Here is a 19,988-nt window from a genome sequence, read left to right on the forward strand (position 1 = left end):
ACCTTTGTTAAGTCTATCATAGGAATGAGCACAGGATGAATTCCCATTTGAGCAGTCGTTGTAGCGATGAAAGAACGGGCTATAACAAGCAAGTTCATCAAACCGTTGTACCTGCAGAGATTATCAAATAAATCCTTTTCGCTTTCTTTGAGATCAGCTTCGAAATTACCTTTTATTCTCACATAAATATCATGAACCTGCACGTTTTCTTGCTTTCCTTCTATGTGAACACCCAAAATAATGCTTCTAAAAAACTGTTGCCCTGTCGAACTATTTCTTTAAATTCTGGCTCGAGTTCGAGTTGGTAATCAATAAAATTGCCTTTTACTTCTTTTAACTGAAATTTTGCTTCTTCAATGAAGTAACCCAGCATTCTGAAAAAACTCCTTGAAGGGATAATACTATTTTTTTGCTTCATCATGCAGCGACACTCCTTTGAGTTTCAAAAGCCATATCTTGGTGATTTATTTTCCTCTTCTTCCGGCAGTAACCCAAGAGATATTTTGATTTTACCACCAAGTGCAGCGACTATCTTTGCCAGCACCCTAATAGATATGTTTTTCTCTCCTGTTTCAATTTTTGAAACCATAGACTGGGATACTCCAAGCTTTTTGGCCAGATCTTTCTGGGTCAGGTTGTGCATCTTCCTATAGGCTAGCAGCTGACCTCCTATCTGAGACATCACTTCGATAAAAACTTTTTCCTCTTCAGAATGATGAAATCCCATTTCTTCGAACAATTCAAAAACATCGGAATACTTTTTGAATTCCTTCACCTCCGTCACCTCCTCTTAGATCTTTCACAATATTCCCGTGATCTTTTGTAATCTTTTCTTTGCGTTGTTTATAGCTCTGTCATAATCGCTGCTTTCCTTTTCTAAAAAAGCGCAGAGAAAAACTACATAGTTCTTTTTGGATTTTTCTTTTCCAACCTAAGAGCATATAAATTCACATCACCAATCCCTTTGAGTTTTTCGAAGTAAGGTTGCACTAAGACTTTTTCTCCTTCAATGGCCAGAGTATTTATCAGACTTTCATATTTCGATATCAATTTATCCCTTCTTCGTCTTGGAACATACCTTTTTATCAGTTCTTCGAATTCTTTCTGAAACTCGTCCAATGTTATTATCTCTTTTTTCATGAACACCGTCCTTTCCCCTATACACCCGTTAGCGGTTATAACCTAAATAAGTCATAATTTTACAAATGGACGATTTGTTACAATTCAGTTGACGTGTGGCAGAAAAATCGAATCATCTCATCAGCTGGCTCTTCACAATTTCTCTGTAGAGAGGAGATTTCTTCATGAGTTCTTCGTGGGTCCCTTCAGCTTCCACCCTTCCATCGTTCAGTACAATGATTCTGCTGGCCTTTTTTATGGTAGAAAGTCTATGAGAGACGATGATCACCGTCTCGATCTCATTCAGAATTTTTTCAAGGATCTTTTCCTCTGTTTCGCTGTCAACACCAGATGTAACCTCGTCCAGAATCAGAACCTGCGGCTTTCTTATCAGGGCCCTTGCAAGGACGATTCTCTGTCTCTGACCATCTGAGAGTCTTGTCCCTCTTTCTCCAACAACCGTGTCTATTCCGTTTTCCAGTTCCTTAACAAAGTCACACTCACACATTTTGAGAACATTTTCGATCTCATCTTCTGGGAAGTCTTCAAAAAGGGTGATATTGTTTTTGATAGTGGTGTCGAACAAAATATCGTTCGATCGAACAAGAACGATGTTTCTTCTGAGTGATTGAAGAGAGTACTGTTCGATGGGAACACCGTTTATGAGAATTTCACCCTCTGTGGGAGACAGTAGCCTGTTGAAAAGAGAAACGAGCGTGCTCTTTCCTGCCCCAGATCTTGCCACAATTGCGATCTTATCCCCGGAGTTTATCTCGAAATTCAAACCAGTGAGAACAGGTGTTTCATCGTATTTAAAATGCACGTTTTTCAACTGCAGTTTTTCGAACCTTTCAAGATCTATTCCGCTTGCTCTTTCAAAGGGCAGGGAAAACACTCTTGTAAAATTTTCCCAGTTTGGAACTGTAGAGAAAAACGTCGTCAGACCTGTGAGTGCCATTCTGACGATGTCGTATATCCAGTTCATATAGGATTCAAAAGCCAGAAGCGTTCCAACACTTATCTCACCCTTCCAGAGAAGGTAAACACCGAAGGCAAGGACAATGGTACTCCCGACCCATCTGTTCATCTCGATGTTCCTGTTCGAAAGTTCGTTTACCGTGCTGTGGATGATGCTTGCCCTGCTCCACTCTCTGGCACTTGAATCGAGGAAATCTCTGAGAAACAAAAGGCCAGAAAACTGTTTGAGAACCGGTGTTCCTTCCACCACTTCTCTGGATCTTTTCAAAAATCTCTGGTAGGCTTCCTGATCTCTCTGAGATGTCCTGATGACCATCTTTTTCAGGATTGAAGTCGATACAAAAAACAGAACGATGCTCGCCAGAACCACAAGGGCAAGTTTCACATTCAGAATGAACAGAAGCGAAAGAACAACAAGAAAAAATCCCAGATTGAAGAAAAACTGAAGCCTCGCAAGATAAACCCCCGAGGCCACCTTCGGAATATCCCTCATGAAGATCGAAAGATAATCACCGGTGTTTTTCGAGTTCAGAAAAGATAGTGGAAGTGTCAGGATTTTCGCATAAACCCCCTTTGATTCCTTAGCCCGTGATGCGTTCAGCAGGTGTTTCGCAACTGAGAAGTTCAGTCTGTACATGATGAAGGACTGAGACACAAGAACGACAAAATAAAGTATGGAAAACAGAGCGACTTCTTCTACAGAACCCCTGTAGAACGCACTGTCGATGGTCTTTTTTATGAGAAGTGGAGTGAGAACGTTGGTGGTTAAAAACAGGCTCTCCAGTAACAAGAAAATCGGATAGTGCTTTTTGTATTTCCTCTCGAATTTTTTGATATCGTCTCTGACGTTACTTGCTGAGAAAAATTTCATAGCCTCTCAATCCCCCGGAAATGCCTGTATCTCTAAAATACCTCTCAACACTGCCGCCAAATCTTCCTTTTTTGGAGAAAATTCGAGAACTTTTTCGCCCTTTTTCAAAACGATCACCCTGTCTGCGATCTTTAGATCCTCCAGGTCATGACTTGCAAAGATAACGATTCTACCACTCTCTTTGAGTCTTTTCATGATCTCGTGTATCTTCAATCTCGTTCTGAGATCAACTCCACTGCACGGCTCATCGAAGATGTATATGCTCGCCTTTTTCATCAGGGCTCTTGCCACATCAACTCTTTTTTTGTACCCGGTGGAAAGTTCCATGTACCTCTTTTTCCTGCACTCCAGAAGACTCAGTTCCTTCATCACTCTTTCTGTTTCTCTCTTCAACGTTTTTCCAAGAAGGTCGTTCAACATACCAAAAAACTTCAGATTCTCTTCCACACTCAACCTGTAGTAGAAGCTCCTCTCATACCCGGTTGATATGCTGACCTTTTCTACTGCAAAGGAAGGCTTTTCCACGATGTTCACACTGTCTATGAGAACCTTCCCTCTGTCAGGAATGAGAAAGGAGGCTATAACCTTCAAAAGTGTCGTCTTTCCAGAACCGTTCTCGCCGAAGACCGCCGTGATACTTCCTTCTTCCGCCTCAAAACTCACTCCCCTTAAAGCCTGTGTTTTCGGAGGGTATTTCTTCCAGACATCGATCACCTCTAGCACGTTTTCACCTCAGTACCAGCTCAGACTTCCTCTCAATCGGGCCTGATTGAAGGATCTTTTGAACGCAACGATTCCCGCTGATATCAACACTGTTCCTGTTGCTGCAAGAAGAACCAGTCCTTCCGACACACTGGAGAGGTGTTCGCCTCTCATGAGGACTCTTCGCAAAAGATCTATGCCATACGTGCTGGGAATGAGGTACGAAACAGGTCTTATCCAGTCTGGAAGAATTTCCACGGGAAAGTAGATACCAGAAAACAAGCCACTGAGTGTGGTGTAAAGCCACCCCACAGGATCTCCTCTTTTTGTGACGAGAACGATGGACGCAGAGAGAAGGCCAATACCCATGAGAGGAAGCATTACAGTGAAAAGAACAACCAGGGCTTCAAGAAAGTTCGGTGTGATATGAACCGAGAAGAGATAGACCAGTCCCAGAAAAATCAGTGTGATGTTCAGCGTGGTGAAAAAGAAGGAAGACACGAAACTGAAGAGAAAAAGCTGCCAGAGAGGTGTCTTTGAAAGAAGGATGTACTCGAGAGTTCCCATGCTCTGTTCTCTCTGTATGACACCTTTGAAGGTCATGAGGGCAAGATTCGTGTAAGACATGAAAACAGAACCAGTGATGAAGTACGCCAGGATGTCACCACCGTATCGCTCTATCAGGGGAAAGTAGTTCCCCTGTGCGATGAATTTTCCAATGAAACCGAACTGGACAATTCCCACAAAACCGGATAAGAGCCCGAGAACAAGCTGTGTTCTGTAAGAAAGCCAGATGAGGATATCTTTTCTAATGAAGTACAACGTTTTGATCAGAAGTTTCAAATGACCTTCACCACCAGAGGAAAATTCGCTTCCACCATGGAACATGATCACATTCGGTGTTGCAAAGGCCTACACAGTGACTGTTCGTACATTCATCACAGTTTCCCACTCTGTCTCCACATCGGTCTTTCAGACTATCGCAGAAACTCAGATAGACCTTTTCATCCACCACTGGATCGTTGAGAAATTCCATGAACGGCACTCCTCCTTTTGTAATCTGCAACTATCTTTATAAACTCATTTAAATTGTACCTCAACGGGATGCATGTGTGAGGCTTTTTTACCTTTGAGGATTTCAGGGTTCTATAAACCACCCTGTTGAAAGCACATCCACCCATACAGAAAGGAAGCACAAGGCATCTTCTGCATTCTTCGTCTTCAAGTGGGTCATACGTCAACCACTTCAAATACGATCCAGTGAATTCGACTCCGGTTTCTTTCAAAAAACCTGAACAGTTCTCCATACCAAGTTCTCCCCAACATTTGTACACTCTTCCATCCACATCGACCACGAAACTGTTCTTACACATGGCATCACATCTTGCAAAACGTGGTTTTTTGAAATATTCAAAAGGATACTCAGGAATTTTCTCCCTGATGTACCACCACAGCTTCGTTTCTATCTCCGCAAACTCTTCTGTGTTCAGTGCTGTGTCCTGAAAGCCTGTGGGATTTCCCTCAACGATCTCTATGGGCTGGAAATTGAACTCCACTCTCAACTTTTTCTCTGCTATCCTATCGATGAGTTTCTTCACATCTTCAATGTTCTCTCTAGACACGTTCACTCTGATCTGAACGAATAAGCCTTTGTTGACAGCACGAAAGATATTTTCGAAAATGGTGCTGAAAGTTGGAGCACCGTTTCTGGCTTTCCTGTACCGATCGTGGTACACCTCTGTACCGTCCAGTGTTATGTCCAGTGCCTTTATTCCTGCTTTCTGAAGATCATCTACCATCTTCTCCGTCAGAAGGTAGCCATTTGTCACGATGAAGGAATCGTACTTCACACCATATTTTTCGCAGAGTCTTTTCAGTTTGCTGCTCAGATTCACCACTGTTTCTTCCAGAAGCAAAGGTTCTCCCCCGTAGAAAGTAACGCTCAGCAGGTTTGGTTTTTGGTATTCTAATTTTCTTTCCACATCCAGGAGGAAGTTGCTTTGCACTTTTTCAGAAATGTAGGATCCTGAGGAAATATGAATTACCTTCTGATAACAGTAAACGCAATCGAAGTTGCAGGAGTGGGTTAAAACAATTGTGTATCTCAAAAATCTATCACTGTAGCGATACGTGTTGAAGCGAAATTTCAGAAACTCCAGTTCATCGAAGTTGTCATCAAGCAAAAACATTCCCCGTTTCAACTTTTCAACTTCCGCTTTCGAAAGTTCTGCCGAGGAAGGATCTTCCAGGGTCTTCAGTACCTTGTTGGTGTTTTTCCTATCTATCCACAGAAGGGCTTGAGAAAGCGTGTTGAACAAAAGTGTGCCATCGCTTTCATTTATTACCAAATTAAATCTCGAAGGCTTCATGTCTTTCGACCTGCCTTTCAAGGAGTTTTATCCTGTACCATTCCCTTGCGAATTTCTCCGGATCCTTTTTCTCTTCAGGGCATCCCGTTTTGCCATCGAACCTGGCACTTCTACATCCTCCCATGCACACAGGAAGGAGTTTGCACCTCATGCATTCTTCGCTTTCGAAAGCATCGAAAGAATGCCATCTGAGATATTTTTTCCTGTCGTATTCCAGTCCTCGGTTGGTCAATCTTCCTATCTCCATGCCTTTTCCCACTCTCACTGTGCATGGATACAACTCTCCCTGTGGACCTATCACAACAGAAGACACACAGTCGTACTCACAGTATCTGTTTTGCACAAGAACGGGAAGAAACACATTGAAGCCTCTTTTCGCAGCACTTTCGTAGAAATTGAGAATGTTCAGAGACTCCCGATCTCTGATCTCATAGACCTTCCTGAAAAAGAATTCCCTGCTGTTCGATCCAAAAATCCACCTGAAATATACCCTCGTTCTGTCTTTCGGAAATCGCTCCAGAACGTTCAGAAACTCTTCTACACGATGGAAGTTGTCAGGTCCCACATTCATTCTGAACGTGACCTGAAGTTTCTCCGTGACCCTGAAGAGATTCTCCAGATTTTCCACAATGGTGTCGAAAGTTCCCTTGCCACCTTTCAAAGGCCTGTATTTATTGTGAACATCTTCTGGGCCATCGATCGTTATTTGAACGTTTCTTATTTCGAGCCTGTCAAACCATTCCGCTTTTTCTTTGTCGAGAAGGTATCCATTCGTTGACATGGAGGAGTGAAAATCCACATTGTTTTCTCTGCATGCTTCTATCAGCGATGAGTTTACGAACTTCACCACGTCAAAACACAGGAGGGGTTCCCCGCCGAACCAGCCTACACTTATAGATCTTCTGGTTCGAATCAGCCTTTTCAGATATTCTACGATCCTTTCTGCCGTTTTCGCTGTCATCGAAGGTCCTGTTTTCGATTCATAGCAGTAGATACAATCAAAATTGCATGCCAGGGTGGGTATGATTGTGACCATAACCGAGGAAGAATCATAGCGGGTCATTCTGTTCATAAGTTTCAGATGCTCTATTTCGTCGAAGTCCTCATCAACGATATACCCACCGTAGATCAAATCTTTCTTTATGGAAAGCCATTCTTCAGGGATCTCTTCGTCTGGATCTTTGAGAATCTTCTCTGCAATTTCTGCTTTGCTTTTTTCCAGACGAGCGATCGCTCTGGTTAGAAAGTTCACAAACACAACGTAGTCGCCATCTCTGAAAATCACATTGTATCTTGAAGGTTTGAACACGAAAGATCCCCCCTTAGTTTTTCGCCAAACAGCTGGTACAGTTCACGTTTGGAGGACACACCAGACAACCAGCACACATGTCATCAAAACATCCAGAACAGTTCAAATCCCAGCAATCACAATTGGGATTTGTAGAACAGCAAAGAGGAGAAAGAGAGTTATCTGGGAAATTCAAAAATTCCATGTTATTACCCCCACGGTAAATATTTTTAGCACGCACAATCGTTGCATACTGTGTTTATGCAATCACAGTTACCGTTCTTATCACAACACATGATATCTCCAACTGGTTTAAAAACCTCTAATGGATCGTTCAGGAACTCCATAAGTTTTCACCCTCCTTCTTATGGCACAATACACAGTGTGCATAGAGCATTACAATCACATACCGCATTGCATGAAGGGTCACATATCCCATTACAATCCGGATTGAAACACTCAGAACAGTTCCCATTACTTTGACAACACTCCAGTCCAATCTTTCCTATAGTCGGATTATTTAAAAATTCCATGACTTACCCTCCTTTCCATTTTTTATTTTGCTTTAAATATCCTTTATTGATACTAATAATGCCCTTTAACTTCATTTAGTCAGATTGTAAGTAACAGCAAAAGGTTAAAAACTCTGATTTCCAGCAGTTGAACCTTTGAAAGTAACCTCACAAGTAGCTGCACTTTTGGGTGCAACCTGAACCTGTTCCGTAATCTCACTTTTCCAGGAATGCGTTTCGTTATCTGTCTTCACTTTGTCAGCGAAAATGATTGTAGACAGGAGAACGAGTATCAAAAAGATTATCATCAAAACCCTTCGCATTCTGATCACCTGTCATCACCTTATCAAACCTTATATGGTTTTCAAGTTTTGGCTGTTCCAAAATCCTCTTTAAAAGCACATTTTCAGCACCAGATTTCATGGGCTTTGAAACAATTTGGTTTTTTGAGGTATAACTATAACAGAGGGAGTAAAGATGAAAAGTATAGAAGGCCTGAAAGAGACATTCAAGTACGGTGCTTTTTCTCTTCCAGCAGTGAATTACATGCTACTCGAAGAAAACCTTCCAAAAGAGTGCAGAGAGGTTCTCTGTATACTGAAACTCGCTTGGAAAGGGAACTTCAAAGAAGCGATTCGGAGAGCAGACAAAGCTGTGGAGAACAGCAGGTCTGAAACTGCGAAGTACTTCCTTTTAGCGAACAAACTGGTATTTTTAAAATATACAGGTAAAACGGATGTGAACTTATACAGATACCTGAAAAGAAACCTTCCCAAGATGTCAAAATCAATAAGAGATACTGTGATCGTTACTTTAATAAACTTTGAAGCAAGCGGAATAAAGCCACTACGGAAGGTGAGGGTGTGGAAAAACGATTACAGAAAATCCACACTTTCCTTTTTATATCTTTCCCTGGCAAGAAGGGAAGCAGATTCTGGAAGACTCTCTGAGGCGGTACACGATTACATACAGGCCTACAGACTATCCAGGGAGGTTCCTCACCCAACCTGTATTGTTTCCTCCCTGAACGATCTTGCATGGGATATCAGGGAAAAACATCCAAAACTTGCCCATGCTCTTTCTCAAGGAGCCGTTTTCTGGCTAGGATACTACAGAGAGGAACCAGGAAATCTCTTTGGAGCCCTGGATACTCTGTTTGTTGTGGAAAAAGACATGGATTCACCGTCTATCCACAGCACTGCACATATCATCGTTTCGCTTCCCGTACCAGAAGATTATCTGTCTCTACTCAAAAAAGCGAAGAAATTTGTGTTGGACTACACAAGATCAACTTATCCGAACACAAGTCAGTTGAGAAGATATGTTGAAAAGGTCGCTTGGAAAGGAAAAACTCTCAGCTCCAAAGGTATCTCAGATATATTGAAAGGGAAAACAAAAATGATTCGTGCAGATACGATAAGAAAACTGTTGACATCTGGTGTTGATACAGGGGCACCTTTTCCTGTCTGGAACGAGTGGATAAAGATGGAGATTGAAAGAAAATACAAGGAATCATCAGAAAAAATAAAAGGATTCTCCCTCCATCAGAGACAAATCCTTTTTCTTACCACCTACATGGCTCTTCTTGATAGAAAATTCCTTTCAAGGAAAGAAAGACTCAAAAAGGTATACACACTCCTTGAAGATATTGAGTTGTTCGCTGACTTCATGGCAAAAGATCACCGGACCATGGAATTTGTTGTTTCAATGGTGAAGGCTCATCCTTTCGTTGAAGGAAGAAAAGAAGCAGTGAAGAGAGCCCTTGCAAGGATGAAAAGAAAGAGACTGGAAAGATTTGTTCTGAGATACATCGAGATGAAAGAATCTGACAGAAAGCTTCTTGACAGATTTCTGAGGAACTACGGAAGGTACGATGGAGTGAGGTTTGGGATCAGATTGAAAGGTCCAGAAGCGGTGAGAGGGTTTGCGAGGAAGTACTCTCTCAAGGTTCAGCCCCTGTTTGCTGCCTTCTGGTGTGAAGAGGATGGAAGAGTGAGAAGGAGACTGGAAAGAATCTTGAGGCATATGGTCCTGTATAATTTAATCGAAATTGCCATATTATTTGTCATGGTGGAAAAATGAGAGGTGAAAAACATGCGTAAAATTTTCACAGCTATCATTGAATACGATCCTGAAACAAAGCAATATGTTGGAATGGTTCCAGATGTTCCAGGTGTGCATACTGTAGGTAGTTCCTTAGAAGAAGTGAGAAGGAATTTAAAAGAGGTGCTTGAGCTCGTATTGGAGGAAGCAGGAGATGAAATAAATCACCAGGAATTCGTGGCTCTTGAGATGATAGAGGTGGAAACTTGAGTCGTCTTCCAATAGTTGATCCAAAAACTATGGAGAAGGTTTTACTGAAACTTGGATTTCAACGTGTTCGCCAAAAAGGAAGTCATGTGTTCTACAGGCACAGCAATGGAAAGTATACGACCATCCCATTTCATGCAAGAGACTTGCCCAAGTCACTTAATAAGAAAAATCATCCGTGAAGCGGGTATATCAGTGGAAGAATTCAAGAAAATACTCGAAAATCTATATCAGTACTTTCCCCACACAAACATTTCTACTGTTCTTATACCTCCAATTGACTCCTTACAATCTCCCTGTAAAGGGGAGATTTTTCCATGAGTTCTTCGTGTGTTCCTTCGGCTTCCACTCTTCCATTATTCAGTACGATGATCTTCTTTGCTTTTCTTATTGTGGAAAGCCTATGGGAGATTATGATCACGGTGTTGATTTCCTTCAGAATTTTTTCAAAGATTTTCTCCTCTGTCTCGCTGTCCACACCAGAGGTGGCTTCGTCCAGGATGAGAACCTGTGGTTTCCTGATCAAAGCCCTTGCAAGGACGATCCTCTGCCTTTGACCGTCCGAGAGTTTTGTTCCTCTTTCACCAACAACGGTGTGTATCCCGTTTTCCAGTTTCTCGACGAAATCGCACTCACACATCCTGAGAATACGTTCCAGCTCATCCTCCGGGAAGTCCTCAAAAAGCGTGATGTTGTTTTTGATGGTAGTATCGAACAAGATGTCGTTCGATCGAACAAGGATGATTTTCTTTCTGAGTGAAGAAAGTGAATACTGCTCGATAGGGATGTCGTTGATGAGGATCTGACCTTTTGTGGGTGTGAGAAAGCGGTTGAAGAGTGACACAAGTGTGCTCTTTCCCTCCCCAGAACTCGCCACTATGGCCACCCTGTCGCCTGCGTCTATCTTTATGTTTAAATCAGTGAGTATCTCCCCGCCATCTGGATATCCAAAGGAAACATTTTGCAAACTCATCTGTTTGAAGTCTCCGAGCTCTTTTCCACCACCTTTCTCAGCGCTGAGTTCCATAACCTCTGAAATTCGTTCTTTATACGTCCTTGATCTCATAATGTCTAGAACAGAACTGTAAACGTTGCTTATTGATGAATAAAAACCGCTGATGAAGTAGAAAAACGATATCGCACTTCCGATTGTTATTTCCTTTTTCGCGATGAGAAAAGACGATAGAGCAACAACGAGTATCGGGAGCAATCCGTTTAAAAACGGATAGAGACTCTCCGTTTTCGCCACCACATTGAAGAGCGTATTCGACGTGTTCAACCACAGGTTAGTTAATTTTCCGAATTCTTTGTAGAAAAATCTCTTCGATTCGAATGCCTTGATAACCGCCGCCCCACTCAACGTCTCGTTTATAAACTTGACACATTTCTCAAAACTCGAGCGTTCTTTTTCCTGATGTTCCATTATTCTCCGTCTGGGACTCGATAGTGGAAAACTGTAGAGAGGAGACAGAAGCAGGGCAATGAGAAGAATCCTGGGACTGAGCTGGTAGAACACGAAAACGAGCAGTCCTACTTTGAACGATGTTGCCACAAGGTCTGGAATTGTAGAGGAGTACAGACTGATTATATACCACCCATCATCGAACATGCGGGTTATTATCTCTCCTGTGTTTTGCTTTTTCAGTTCAAGCATATCAGCGTCGAGCATCAGTCTTATCTGACTTCTGACCAAATTTTTGAACATACCGACGTTGTTGACAGCGGACATGAAACTGGCCAGGAAATCGAAAATAATGGTTAACAAGAGGAACACAAGAAACAACAGAATGTCTCCAAGGAAAGATGAAAGTTCTTTGCTGTGAATCGCTCTGTCAACGGCACTTTGAAGCAAAGTGACCCTTCTGGAATAGAAAAAACCCGAGGCAACTAAGCTCGCAGTTGTCAAAACGGCAAGTGCTATGTGATTCTTCCTCAAGAGCCGAAACTTTCCAGTTTTCATGCCCACTTTTCCTCCCAATTCATTCTACAAACTGCTCCTTTAGAATCTCTGTGTATTTTTCACACCTGACGATCAGCTCCTCGTGAGAACCAGAGTCCAGAATCCGTCCGTTCTCCATGACGTATATCTTTTTGGCCTTTCTCACAGTGGAAAGCCTGTGTGAGATGATAATCACAGTTTCTATTTCCCTCAAGATTTTCTCGAAAATCCTCTCCTCCGTCTTGCCATCAACACCAGAGGTGGCCTCGTCTAGGATGAGAACCTGTGGTTTTCTTATCAAAGCTCTCGCGAGGACTATTCTCTGCCTTTGACCATCTGAGAGTTTTGTTCCCCTCTCTCCTACGATCGTGTCTATTCCGCTTTCCAGTTTCTCAACAAAGTCACACTCACACATTTTGAGAACATTTTCGATTTCATCTTCTGGAAAGTCTTCAAAAAGGGTGATGTTGTTTCTGATTGTTGTATCAAAGAGTATATCGTTCGAGCGAACAAGAACGATGTTTCTTCTGAGTGATTGAAGAGAGTACTGTTCGATGGGAACACCGTTTATGAGAATTTCACCCTCTGTGGGAGACAGTAGCCTGTTGAAAAGAGAAACGAGCGTGCTCTTTCCTGCCCCAGATCTTGCCACAATTGCGATCTTATCCCCGGAGTTTATCTCGAAATTCAAACCAGTGAGAACAGGAGTTCCGTCGTATTTAAAATACACATTCCTCAATTGCAGTTTTTCGAACTTTTCAAGATTTATACCGCTTGCTCTTTCAAAGGGCATGGAAAATATTCTCGCAAAGTTTTCCCAGTTTGGAAGCGTCGAAAAGAACATTGTCAGGCCTGTGAGCGCCATTCTGACGATGTCGTACATCCAGTTCATGTAAGATTCGAAGGCCAGAAGTGTTCCGACACTTATCTCACCCTTCCAGAGAAGATAAATACCGAAGGCAAGAACGATGGTACTCCCGATCCATCTGTTAATGTCGATGTTTCTGTTCGACAGTTCATTTGCCGTACTGTGAGCGATACTCGCCCTGCTCCATTCTCCGGCACTTGAATCGAGGAAGTTTTTGAGAAACGAAGATCCAGAAAACTGTTTGAGAACAGGAATTCCTTCCACCACTTCCCTGGATCTTTTCAAAAACCTCTGGTAGGATTCCTGATCTCTCTGAGAAGCCCTGATGACCATCTTCCTCAGAATCGAGGTTGACACAAAAAACAGAACGATGCTCACCAGGACCACAAGAGTGAGTTTTACACTCAGAATGAACAAAAGGAAAAGAACAGCAAGGAAAAATCCCAGGTTGAAGAAAAACTGCAACCTTCCAAGGTAAACTCCCGAAGCTACCTTCGGAACATCCCTCATGAAAACCGAAAGATAATCACCGGTGTTCTGTGAGTTCGCGTAAGTCAGTGGAAGCGCCAGGATTTTTGCGTATGCGCTCTTCGATTCCCTAGCCCGGGATGCGTTCAGCAAGTACTTCGCAGCTGAGTAGTTGAGTTTGTACATGATGAAAGACTGGGCCACAAGAACGATGAAGTATAGTACTGAGAACAGAGCGATTTCTCCCACATCACCTCTGTAAAACGCACTGTCGATGGTCTTTTTGATGAGAAGTGGAGTAAGAACGTTGGTGGTCAAAAACAGGCCTTCCAGTAAGAAGAAAATCGGATAGTGTTTTTTGTACTTCCTCTCGAATTTTCTGATATCGTCTCTGAGATGACCTGTAAATAAGAAGAGGTTCATAGTTTTCATCCTCCGTTAAAATTATCCATTAAAGGTAATAATGTCCATGGATCAAATTCCAAAATTGTTTCTATTATTTTCTTTTCAACATCACATGCTTTGAACATATCTTTTTGGTAATCACGCTTAAAAATGCATCTACTGCAGTAAAACAAGAAATAGCAATCCTTGCACTTGCTGTATCTAGCTTTGGTAAATAATCTCAAAGCTTTATACCTCCAGTCTTTCAAATTCTTTAGTATTTTTTCTTCATTATCTTTTACAACATTCGATATTCTGTATTTTAAATTTCCTACAACCAGCTGGCATGGGTATATGTTTCCAAAAATATCTACAATAAATGAATTCGACCCAGCAGGGCAAAATGTACTAACAATTATCTTGCCAGAAGAGTCACTAGGGTTGAGATAATTCATCAGTAATTTACACAGCAGGGCACGATCAAAGTCATTTAAATCTCCTCTGCGACTTTTTTCTAACAGAGAAGCTATTATTTCATAATATTCTTGAGCAATGGAAATATCGATTCGTAAATTTTTGTCTAAAGAACCATTCCAGTCGTACACCGGAGAGATAATCACATTTGCAGCATTGAATTCGGTATAGAAATATTTGTATATTTTCAAAATATTCCAACCGAGTTGCTTGTGTAACTTGGTGTAGGTAACTTCAAATGATATAGAAAAACCTTTCTGTTTAAGCAAATTTATGTTATTCTTTATCCGATCAAAACTGCTAGACTTGCTATCAAGACTAGGTCTTGTATTATCTTGTATTTCTTTCGGCCCATCTAGACTAACAACCATATAGATTTGGAATTTATCCTTATAGGACTCGTAAATTTTAATAAAGCGATTGATAGTTTCCTCTGAAACAAATAAACTTGTAGCTACGGTTATTCGCAGATTATTGAATTTTTTAGCATACTTTGATGTCAATATTCTGAACATTTCTTCTATCATTTCAATATTTAGGAGAGGTTCTCCACCAAAAATATGTATATTGTGCACATTATAATTCGAAAGAAAGAAATCAAGGGTCCGTACTAATACATTTCTCTTCATAAAGCCAGGATTACCATATGTTCCAGCGTTAGCATAACAGTATCTGCATTTTAATCTACAAACCTGAGATACATTTAGCGCTAAACGCAAAATATCATTATCTTTAACCAACTTTCTTTTCAGAGAAATTAAAGTATTTTTCTTTAACTTTTCGAGCTCTTCTATGACATTTTTGGCTTTAGTGCGAACTAGGTAAGAAGAAGCCTTTCTTGTTATTTGTATACTATCATCTAATTTGTAGAAATCAAAATTAACCTTGTCTAGAAGATACCTATTATTGCGAGGAGCTTCGATCAATGAGAAAAAGACCTTGGGTAGATTAATGGTTATCATCTCTTAAAACCTCCTTGGTAAAATGAAATAGAGCCTCTTGATGAACCCCTTCCCCTGGCCTTTCGCCAGGGGAAAGGGAAAAAAGCGGCTGCTATTTTTCCTTAACCACACCAACCACAGACGAGACCAGCTCCTCCACATCCTTTTCCTGGGTTCAAATAATCATTAGGAACAACTGGTTTTGGCATCTTCTGCATAGCATCCCCTCCTTTCGTATGTGGTTTCCGAACACCGGTGTTCGGATTCAGAATTACTTAATAAACAAAAGAAACCCTAATTTCCAACAGTTAAATCTTCCGAATGCAACTTCTCTATCAGGAAGGTGTGAACAACAGTTTTTTTCCTCACTGTCGTTTGATAATCATCAGAAGGACTGGGAAACACAAGCGTGTATAAGAGAGAAAGCAGAATAACTATTGTGAGAATGATCCTTCTCACGATTTTCACCCCCCTTCCTTATTAAGACAGATCTTTTGTGATCTTTCAAACTTTTCCGGTTCTGAAAAGCCATTTTTAAGGCATTCTACGATAGAGGATTTTTATTGAGATTTCATATTTTGTGTAATTTCACTCCTAACGTTACACAGCAGTGTGATAAAATAGCGTAAAAATAATAGTTTTGGAGGGAAAGGATTGAAAAGTCATCAACTTTTGAAAGCACCATTTCAGCATGGATTTCTCTTCTCACGACCACTTGTTATGTACTGCTTCAAAACATGCCATGATTCAGCCTGGAAACATTACATAAGATTTCTGAAATACCGTCATGAAAAGCTTTACGAGGAAGCTCTTTCAGAGATAGATAACGCAATAAAGGTTTGCAACTCGATCGCCTTTCGCTACTTTCTTCTTTCAGAAAAACTCACCGTGCTCGGTTATATGGGAAAACACGAGGAAGGAATAAAACTTTACTCTCATTTACGCGGTAGAATGAGAAACGTTTCACCGAATCTCAGGAGCATATTTATTGGAAACCTTCTGAACTATTGCTCCATGTATCTACACAACGCTTTTGAATGTTTAAGGAGAATAAAGCCAGAGGCTCATCATCTGGAGAAATCCTCTTATGCTTTTATACTGATAGGAAAAGCAAGATATATGGCAAGAACAGGAAACGTCAAAGAAGCAATAGAGTCCTATGAAAAAGCATTGAAAATACTGCAAGAAATTCCTCATCCTTCTGGAATAATTGCCTGTCTTAACGATATGGCATGGTATACAAAGGAGAAAGATCCAGAAAAAGCCAAAGATATGGCAGAAGAGGCACTCTACTGGAATGGATACTTTTTTGATGCTCCGCGTTTCTATGCGCTGGACACATTGTTTGAGGTTCAAAGGACAACTTCTGATCCCGCAATCGTTGAAACTGCCAGACTGATTGAAATCGCTTCTGAAGGATTAAAAGACAGCGCAAGTGATCTCTTGAAAAAAGACCAGAGACTGTTTTTGAGATTGAACAATTCTCTCTATAGGAACACAAAATCTCTCCAGAGATTTCTGAGAAGAAACACCACATCCATCAAACACCTCTCAGAAATAACAGGAGTTGCAAGAAACAGACTGAGCGACATATTAAACGGGAAAACACAAAAGATTCGGGGAGAGACGTTGAGGAAAATAGCAAAAGCTTTTGAAAAGTCCAACATTTTGTCTTTTCCTCCTCCCTTATTAAGTGAATGGGTAAAACTGAGGATAGAAGAGAATTTCTCGGCTGCATTGAGAGAGATAAAAACAAAAAGATTGGAGGAAAGACAAATCCTTTTCCTTTCCACCTACACGGCTCTTATTGATAGGAAATTCCTTTCAAGGAAAGAAAGACTCAAAAAGGCATACACACTCCTTGAAGATATTGAATCGTTCGCTGACTTCATGGCAAAAGATCACCGGACCATGGAATTTGTTGTTTCAATGGTGAAGGCTCATCCTTTCGTTGAAGGAAGAAAAGAAGCAGTGAAGAGAGCCCTTGCAAGGATGAAAAGAAAGAGACTGGAAAGATTTGTTCTGAGATACATCGAGATGAAAGAGTCAGACAGAAAGCTCCTTGATAGATTTCTGAGGAACTACGGAAGGTACGATGGTGTGAGGTTTGGCATCAGGTTAAAAGGTCCAGAAGTAGTGAGAGAATTTGCAAAAAAGTACTCTCTCAAGGTTCAACCTCTGTTTGTTGCTTTCTGGTGCGAAGAGGACGGCAGAGCAAGAAGAAGACTGGAAAGAGTCTTGAAGCATATGGTCCTGAATTGAACCCGGAGTTCCAGCCTTAGAATCTCTTTCTCCTGCTATAATTTAATCGAAATTGCCATATCATTTGTCATGATGGAAAAATGAGGGGTGAAAAACGTGCGCAAAATTTTCACAGCTATCATTGAATACGATCCTGAAACAAAGCAATATGTTGGAATGGTTCCGGACGTTCCGGGTGTGCATACTGTAGGTAGTTCCTTAGAAGAAGTGAGAAGGAATTTAAAAGAGGTGCTTGAACTCGTATTGGAGGAAGCAGGAGATGAAATAAATCACCAGGAATTCGTGGCTCTTGAGATGATAGAGGTGGAAACTTGAGTCGTCTTCCAATAGTTGATCCAAAAACTATGGAAAAGGTTTTACTGAAACTTGGATTTCAACGTGTTCGCCAAAAAGGAAGTCATGTGTTCTACAGGCACAGCAATGGAAAGTATACGACCATCCCATTTCATGCAAGAGCCTTGCCCAAATCACTTATAAGAAAAATCATCCGTAGTATATTCATGTTCATTTTGTAAAGGATGTGATGATCACAGTATGAAGCTGCCGAGAGATGTTCCGGCAGACCGTTTGATAAGGCTGTTAGAGGTTAAAGGTGGGATTAAGGCAATCCTGAGCGATGTGGCTACACATCATGAAATCAGCATCGAGGAGATGATCAAAAGACTGTGAGAGGAAAACATAAGGTCAGAGATACCCTTCATTGAACAACCCCCATCCCTTCTGGATTAGGAAAAACTTCAAAATTGGTTCATACATCTTTATCAGCGATTCTTTTCGATTCGTTCACATACGTTTCTATTATCTTTTTGAACGTTGCGTTGTTTTGCATCAGATCTTCTTCCGATAGAAGAAACTTTTCCGTTTTCAAGGAAGATTATCTTACTCGCAACCCTGATGATATTCGGTTTGTGCGATATCATGATGGCTGTTTTTTCTTTCAAAAATTCAATCAATTTCTCCAGTAAGAATTTTTCTGTTATCGTGTCCAGGTTTGTGAGAGGTTCATCCAGAACAACAACTGGTTTGTCTGCATAGAAGAGTCTGGCAAGTTGTATCCTCTGTTTTTCTCCTCCTGAGACGAAACTTCCTCCTTCTCCAAGTTTTCTTCCTCTCAGATGTTCTATTCCAAGTTCTTTTATGATTCTTTACTTTCCCTCCCTGATGTTCTGGAAGACTTTTCAGGAAGGCCTTCCCAGCACCAATGTTCGCTAATACATATCGATGTTTCCGTACTTTCTTGCTGCAAATTCAATCAGCCGCAGTGTGAAATAGGCCAAAACGAGGTATGCAAGACCTACTGATGCTTCCCAGGCACTTGAAATCCAGGCCTTCATTTTAAATCCTTGCAGAGCGTATATTATGCTTTCGACCGAACGCGAAAGCGGCAAAAGCTGTGAAAGCCATCTGAAAAACACGGGCAGTCTTTCTACAGGAAAACTTGCACGCTTAAGATGAAAACCATCATCTCTGCAACACCAAGAAGCATGTTGATATCTCTCGTCAGCAGTCCAAGAGCTGCCACCGTCATTCCGAAACTGCTCAGAGCCAGTACACCTATCGTCATATGGGCAAAAAGGCTCGCAGTAATGGAGGGATCAAGTTTTAAAAAGCAAAATGAAACAGCCAGTCCCAGAATCACCGTGGCCAGTGCATCGATTATGTGAAAAGGCATCTTTTTTAGCATTACTTTGAATTTCGATGAAGGCGAAACAACGAAGAAAATCAACGATCCCTGATCTCGCTCGGAGAAAAAATATTATACCGAGCCCTTTAAAAACGCTTATTGAAGACAGAGCCATGATATTTGCTATTATGAAAGCTCTCGCATCGTGCAGCGTTTTATATCCATATGCAAGAAGTGTTGAGTAAAAGAGCAGCCGAAAAATCGGATTGATGATCTTTTCAGCGGCATAGGCTTTCCAGTTCAGCCACAGGGAAACCCCTTTGTACGAAATCCAAAAATGTCTGAGCAGCCTCACTTCTCAAACCAGCTCCCCTTCCGCTCTGCTTTTTCTTTCTATCTTTTTGAAAAGAACATGTCCTAAAAGAAAGTAAAAAAGCGTGAGTAAAAGTGCGTTGAAAATCAAATCCTTTCCAGCACTGCCAACTTCAAAGGAATCTCTCATCAGCGTAACTGACCAGCTTATGGGAAGGAAACTGGAAATCACTCGAATCCATTTTGGAAGAATGTCTATCGGAAAGAGCATTCCCGAGATGAAATACACCGGATACTGGATCGTTGACATCCATGAAAAGGCGTTCTTTGAGAGTGTCAAAAGCGTTGCAAAAACGAAAGAGGTGGAAATGAAGGAAAGGACCAGTATCAGAAACGAACAGGCAAACATCACGGGATTCGAAATGGCAAACTCCAACTTCAAGACAAAATAAGAATAAGCCACAACCACGGCAGTTTCCATCTAATTCCCCCGCTTCAATCAATATCAGCGGATTCTGATAATGCAGAAATTTTTGCAAAGTAGCAGCCTCTGGCACTCTTTTCCAG

Annotated in this window: 21 protein-coding genes and 1 pseudogene; 6 read left to right on the plus strand and 16 right to left on the minus strand. The window is 41.3% G+C overall.

Annotation, left to right across the window (positions count from 1 at the left end; all coding sequences use genetic code 11):
• Window positions 1-442: 442 nt before the first annotated feature.
• The 8 genes from TRQ2_RS07745 to TRQ2_RS07775 form a co-directional block, all read right to left on the minus strand.
• Window positions 443-775, minus strand: coding sequence for a helix-turn-helix domain-containing protein (locus tag TRQ2_RS07745; RefSeq protein WP_012311164.1), 333 nt, complete (start codon window positions 773-775; stop codon window positions 443-445).
• Window positions 776-897: 122 nt separating this feature from the next.
• On the minus strand, window positions 898-1,140 hold the full coding sequence (locus TRQ2_RS07750) for a hypothetical protein (RefSeq protein ID WP_004083342.1): 243 nt from the start codon (window positions 1,138-1,140) through the stop codon (window positions 898-900).
• A 112-nt stretch (window positions 1,141-1,252) separates the two neighbouring features.
• Window positions 1,253-2,968, minus strand: coding sequence for an ABC transporter ATP-binding protein (locus tag TRQ2_RS07755; RefSeq protein WP_012311165.1), 1,716 nt, complete (start codon window positions 2,966-2,968; stop codon window positions 1,253-1,255).
• A 6-nt stretch (window positions 2,969-2,974) separates the two neighbouring features.
• A complete protein-coding gene (locus TRQ2_RS07760) occupies window positions 2,975-3,691 on the minus strand; it encodes an ATP-binding cassette domain-containing protein (RefSeq protein WP_012311166.1) in 717 nt (238 codons plus the stop codon).
• A gap of 9 nt (window positions 3,692-3,700) precedes the next feature.
• Complete coding sequence (locus TRQ2_RS07765; protein ID WP_004083333.1) at window positions 3,701-4,513, minus strand: ABC transporter permease; 813 nt, start codon at window positions 4,511-4,513, stop codon at window positions 3,701-3,703.
• A gap of 7 nt (window positions 4,514-4,520) precedes the next feature.
• A complete protein-coding gene (locus tag TRQ2_RS09655) occupies window positions 4,521-4,706 on the minus strand; it encodes a hypothetical protein (protein ID WP_004083335.1) in 186 nt (61 codons plus the stop codon).
• Window positions 4,675-6,039 carry a radical SAM protein gene (locus TRQ2_RS07770; protein WP_011943908.1) on the minus strand — a complete coding sequence of 455 codons (1,365 nt, stop codon included), beginning with the start codon at window positions 6,037-6,039 and terminating at the stop codon, window positions 4,675-4,677. The genes TRQ2_RS09655 and TRQ2_RS07770 overlap by 32 nt, the downstream gene beginning before the upstream one ends.
• Window positions 6,020-7,348, minus strand: coding sequence for a radical SAM protein (locus TRQ2_RS07775; RefSeq protein WP_011943909.1), 1,329 nt, complete (start codon window positions 7,346-7,348; stop codon window positions 6,020-6,022). The genes TRQ2_RS07770 and TRQ2_RS07775 overlap by 20 nt, the downstream gene beginning before the upstream one ends.
• A 968-nt stretch (window positions 7,349-8,316) precedes the next feature.
• Here TRQ2_RS07775 and TRQ2_RS07785 point away from each other — a divergent pair.
• Genes TRQ2_RS07785 through TRQ2_RS07795 form a run of 3 tightly spaced genes read left to right on the plus strand, consistent with a single transcriptional unit; the run spans window position 8,317 to window position 10,331 of the window.
• Window positions 8,317-9,921 carry a hypothetical protein gene (locus tag TRQ2_RS07785; protein WP_012311167.1) on the plus strand — a complete coding sequence of 535 codons (1,605 nt, stop codon included), beginning with the start codon at window positions 8,317-8,319 and terminating at the stop codon, window positions 9,919-9,921.
• Window positions 9,922-9,933: 12 nt separating this feature from the next.
• Complete coding sequence (locus TRQ2_RS07790) at window positions 9,934-10,152, plus strand: type II toxin-antitoxin system HicB family antitoxin (protein WP_004083352.1); 219 nt, start codon at window positions 9,934-9,936, stop codon at window positions 10,150-10,152.
• Between the two features lie 29 nt (window positions 10,153-10,181).
• Entirely contained in the window at window positions 10,182-10,331 is a 150-nt protein-coding gene (locus TRQ2_RS07795; protein WP_227738448.1) for a type II toxin-antitoxin system HicA family toxin, read from the plus strand.
• Between the two features lie 83 nt (window positions 10,332-10,414).
• Here TRQ2_RS07795 and TRQ2_RS07800 read toward each other — a convergent pair whose 3' ends face one another.
• The 5 genes from TRQ2_RS07800 to TRQ2_RS09785 all read right to left on the minus strand — a co-directional run bounded on the left by TRQ2_RS07800 (window position 10,415) and on the right by TRQ2_RS09785 (window position 15,682).
• Window positions 10,415-12,109: an ABC transporter ATP-binding protein gene (locus TRQ2_RS07800; protein WP_004083354.1), complete on the minus strand. Its 1,695-nt coding sequence runs from the start codon at window positions 12,107-12,109 to the stop codon at window positions 10,415-10,417.
• Between the two features lie 19 nt (window positions 12,110-12,128).
• On the minus strand, window positions 12,129-13,847 hold the full coding sequence (locus TRQ2_RS07805; protein WP_011943915.1) for an ABC transporter ATP-binding protein: 1,719 nt from the start codon (window positions 13,845-13,847) through the stop codon (window positions 12,129-12,131).
• 5 nt (window positions 13,848-13,852) lie between these two features.
• On the minus strand, window positions 13,853-15,244 hold the full coding sequence (locus TRQ2_RS07810) for a radical SAM protein (protein WP_004083362.1): 1,392 nt from the start codon (window positions 15,242-15,244) through the stop codon (window positions 13,853-13,855).
• A gap of 101 nt (window positions 15,245-15,345) precedes the next feature.
• Complete coding sequence (locus TRQ2_RS09780) at window positions 15,346-15,441, minus strand: Cys-rich RiPP peptide (RefSeq protein WP_010865309.1); 96 nt, start codon at window positions 15,439-15,441, stop codon at window positions 15,346-15,348.
• A 76-nt stretch (window positions 15,442-15,517) separates the two neighbouring features.
• A complete protein-coding gene (locus TRQ2_RS09785) occupies window positions 15,518-15,682 on the minus strand; it encodes a hypothetical protein (protein WP_004083364.1) in 165 nt (54 codons plus the stop codon).
• Between the two features lie 195 nt (window positions 15,683-15,877).
• Between TRQ2_RS09785 and TRQ2_RS07815 the strand changes: the two genes are divergently transcribed.
• The 3 genes from TRQ2_RS07815 to TRQ2_RS07825 all read left to right on the plus strand — a co-directional run bounded on the left by TRQ2_RS07815 (window position 15,878) and on the right by TRQ2_RS07825 (window position 18,000).
• Entirely contained in the window at window positions 15,878-17,485 is a 1,608-nt protein-coding gene (locus TRQ2_RS07815; protein WP_012311168.1) for a helix-turn-helix domain-containing protein, read from the plus strand.
• 96 nt (window positions 17,486-17,581) lie between these two features.
• The gene (locus TRQ2_RS07820) at window positions 17,582-17,800 is read left to right on the plus strand and encodes a type II toxin-antitoxin system HicB family antitoxin (RefSeq protein WP_004083352.1); all 219 of its coding nucleotides are present in this window, start codon (window positions 17,582-17,584) and stop codon (window positions 17,798-17,800) included.
• Between the two features lie 29 nt (window positions 17,801-17,829).
• Window positions 17,830-18,000, plus strand: a complete 171-nt coding sequence (locus TRQ2_RS07825) for a type II toxin-antitoxin system HicA family toxin (protein ID WP_238514490.1) — start codon at window positions 17,830-17,832, stop codon at window positions 17,998-18,000.
• Between the two features lie 540 nt (window positions 18,001-18,540).
• Here TRQ2_RS07825 and TRQ2_RS09965 read toward each other — a convergent pair.
• The 3 genes and pseudogenes from TRQ2_RS09965 to TRQ2_RS07840 form a co-directional block, all read right to left on the minus strand.
• Window positions 18,541-18,627, minus strand: a pseudogene (locus tag TRQ2_RS09965) (hypothetical protein); the annotation flags it as partial.
• 284 nt (window positions 18,628-18,911) lie between these two features.
• Window positions 18,912-19,211 carry a hypothetical protein gene (locus tag TRQ2_RS09970; protein ID WP_004079911.1) on the minus strand — a complete coding sequence of 100 codons (300 nt, stop codon included), beginning with the start codon at window positions 19,209-19,211 and terminating at the stop codon, window positions 18,912-18,914.
• 256 nt (window positions 19,212-19,467) lie between these two features.
• Window positions 19,468-19,902 (minus strand): ABC transporter permease, encoded by a 435-nt coding sequence (locus tag TRQ2_RS07840; RefSeq protein ID WP_041434362.1) that lies wholly within the window; start codon window positions 19,900-19,902, stop codon window positions 19,468-19,470.
• Window positions 19,903-19,988: the final 86 nt, after the last annotated feature.

It is taken from the genome of Thermotoga sp. RQ2 (assembly GCF_000019625.1).
GTDB classification, from domain to species: Bacteria; Thermotogota; Thermotogae; order Thermotogales; family Thermotogaceae; genus Thermotoga; species Thermotoga maritima.

Excerpts from the sequence above, each read along its gene's own strand:
- TRQ2_RS07750 (WP_004083342.1), bottom strand. The coding sequence starts at position 1,140 with ATGAAAAAAGAGATAATAACATTGGACGAGTTTCAGAAAGAATTCGAA.
- TRQ2_RS07755 (WP_012311165.1), bottom strand. The coding sequence starts at position 2,968 with ATGAAATTTTTCTCAGCAAGTAACGTCAGAGACGATATCAAAAAATTC.
- TRQ2_RS09655 (WP_004083335.1), bottom strand. The coding sequence starts at position 4,706 with ATGGAATTTCTCAACGATCCAGTGGTGGATGAAAAGGTCTATCTGAGT.
- TRQ2_RS07770 (WP_011943908.1), bottom strand. The coding sequence starts at position 6,039 with ATGAAGCCTTCGAGATTTAATTTGGTAATAAATGAAAGCGATGGCACA.
- TRQ2_RS07785 (WP_012311167.1), top strand. The coding sequence starts at position 8,317 with ATGAAAAGTATAGAAGGCCTGAAAGAGACATTCAAGTACGGTGCTTTT.
- TRQ2_RS07790 (WP_004083352.1), top strand. The coding sequence starts at position 9,934 with ATGCGTAAAATTTTCACAGCTATCATTGAATACGATCCTGAAACAAAG.
- TRQ2_RS07795 (WP_227738448.1), top strand. The coding sequence starts at position 10,182 with ATGGAGAAGGTTTTACTGAAACTTGGATTTCAACGTGTTCGCCAAAAA.
- TRQ2_RS07800 (WP_004083354.1), bottom strand. The coding sequence starts at position 12,109 with ATGAAAACTGGAAAGTTTCGGCTCTTGAGGAAGAATCACATAGCACTT.
- TRQ2_RS07805 (WP_011943915.1), bottom strand. The coding sequence starts at position 13,847 with ATGAACCTCTTCTTATTTACAGGTCATCTCAGAGACGATATCAGAAAA.
- TRQ2_RS07810 (WP_004083362.1), bottom strand. The coding sequence starts at position 15,244 with ATGATAACCATTAATCTACCCAAGGTCTTTTTCTCATTGATCGAAGCT.
- TRQ2_RS09780 (WP_010865309.1), bottom strand. The coding sequence starts at position 15,441 with ATGCAGAAGATGCCAAAACCAGTTGTTCCTAATGATTATTTGAACCCA.
- TRQ2_RS07825 (WP_238514490.1), top strand. The coding sequence starts at position 17,830 with ATGGAAAAGGTTTTACTGAAACTTGGATTTCAACGTGTTCGCCAAAAA.
- TRQ2_RS07840 (WP_041434362.1), bottom strand. The coding sequence starts at position 19,902 with ATGGAAACTGCCGTGGTTGTGGCTTATTCTTATTTTGTCTTGAAGTTG.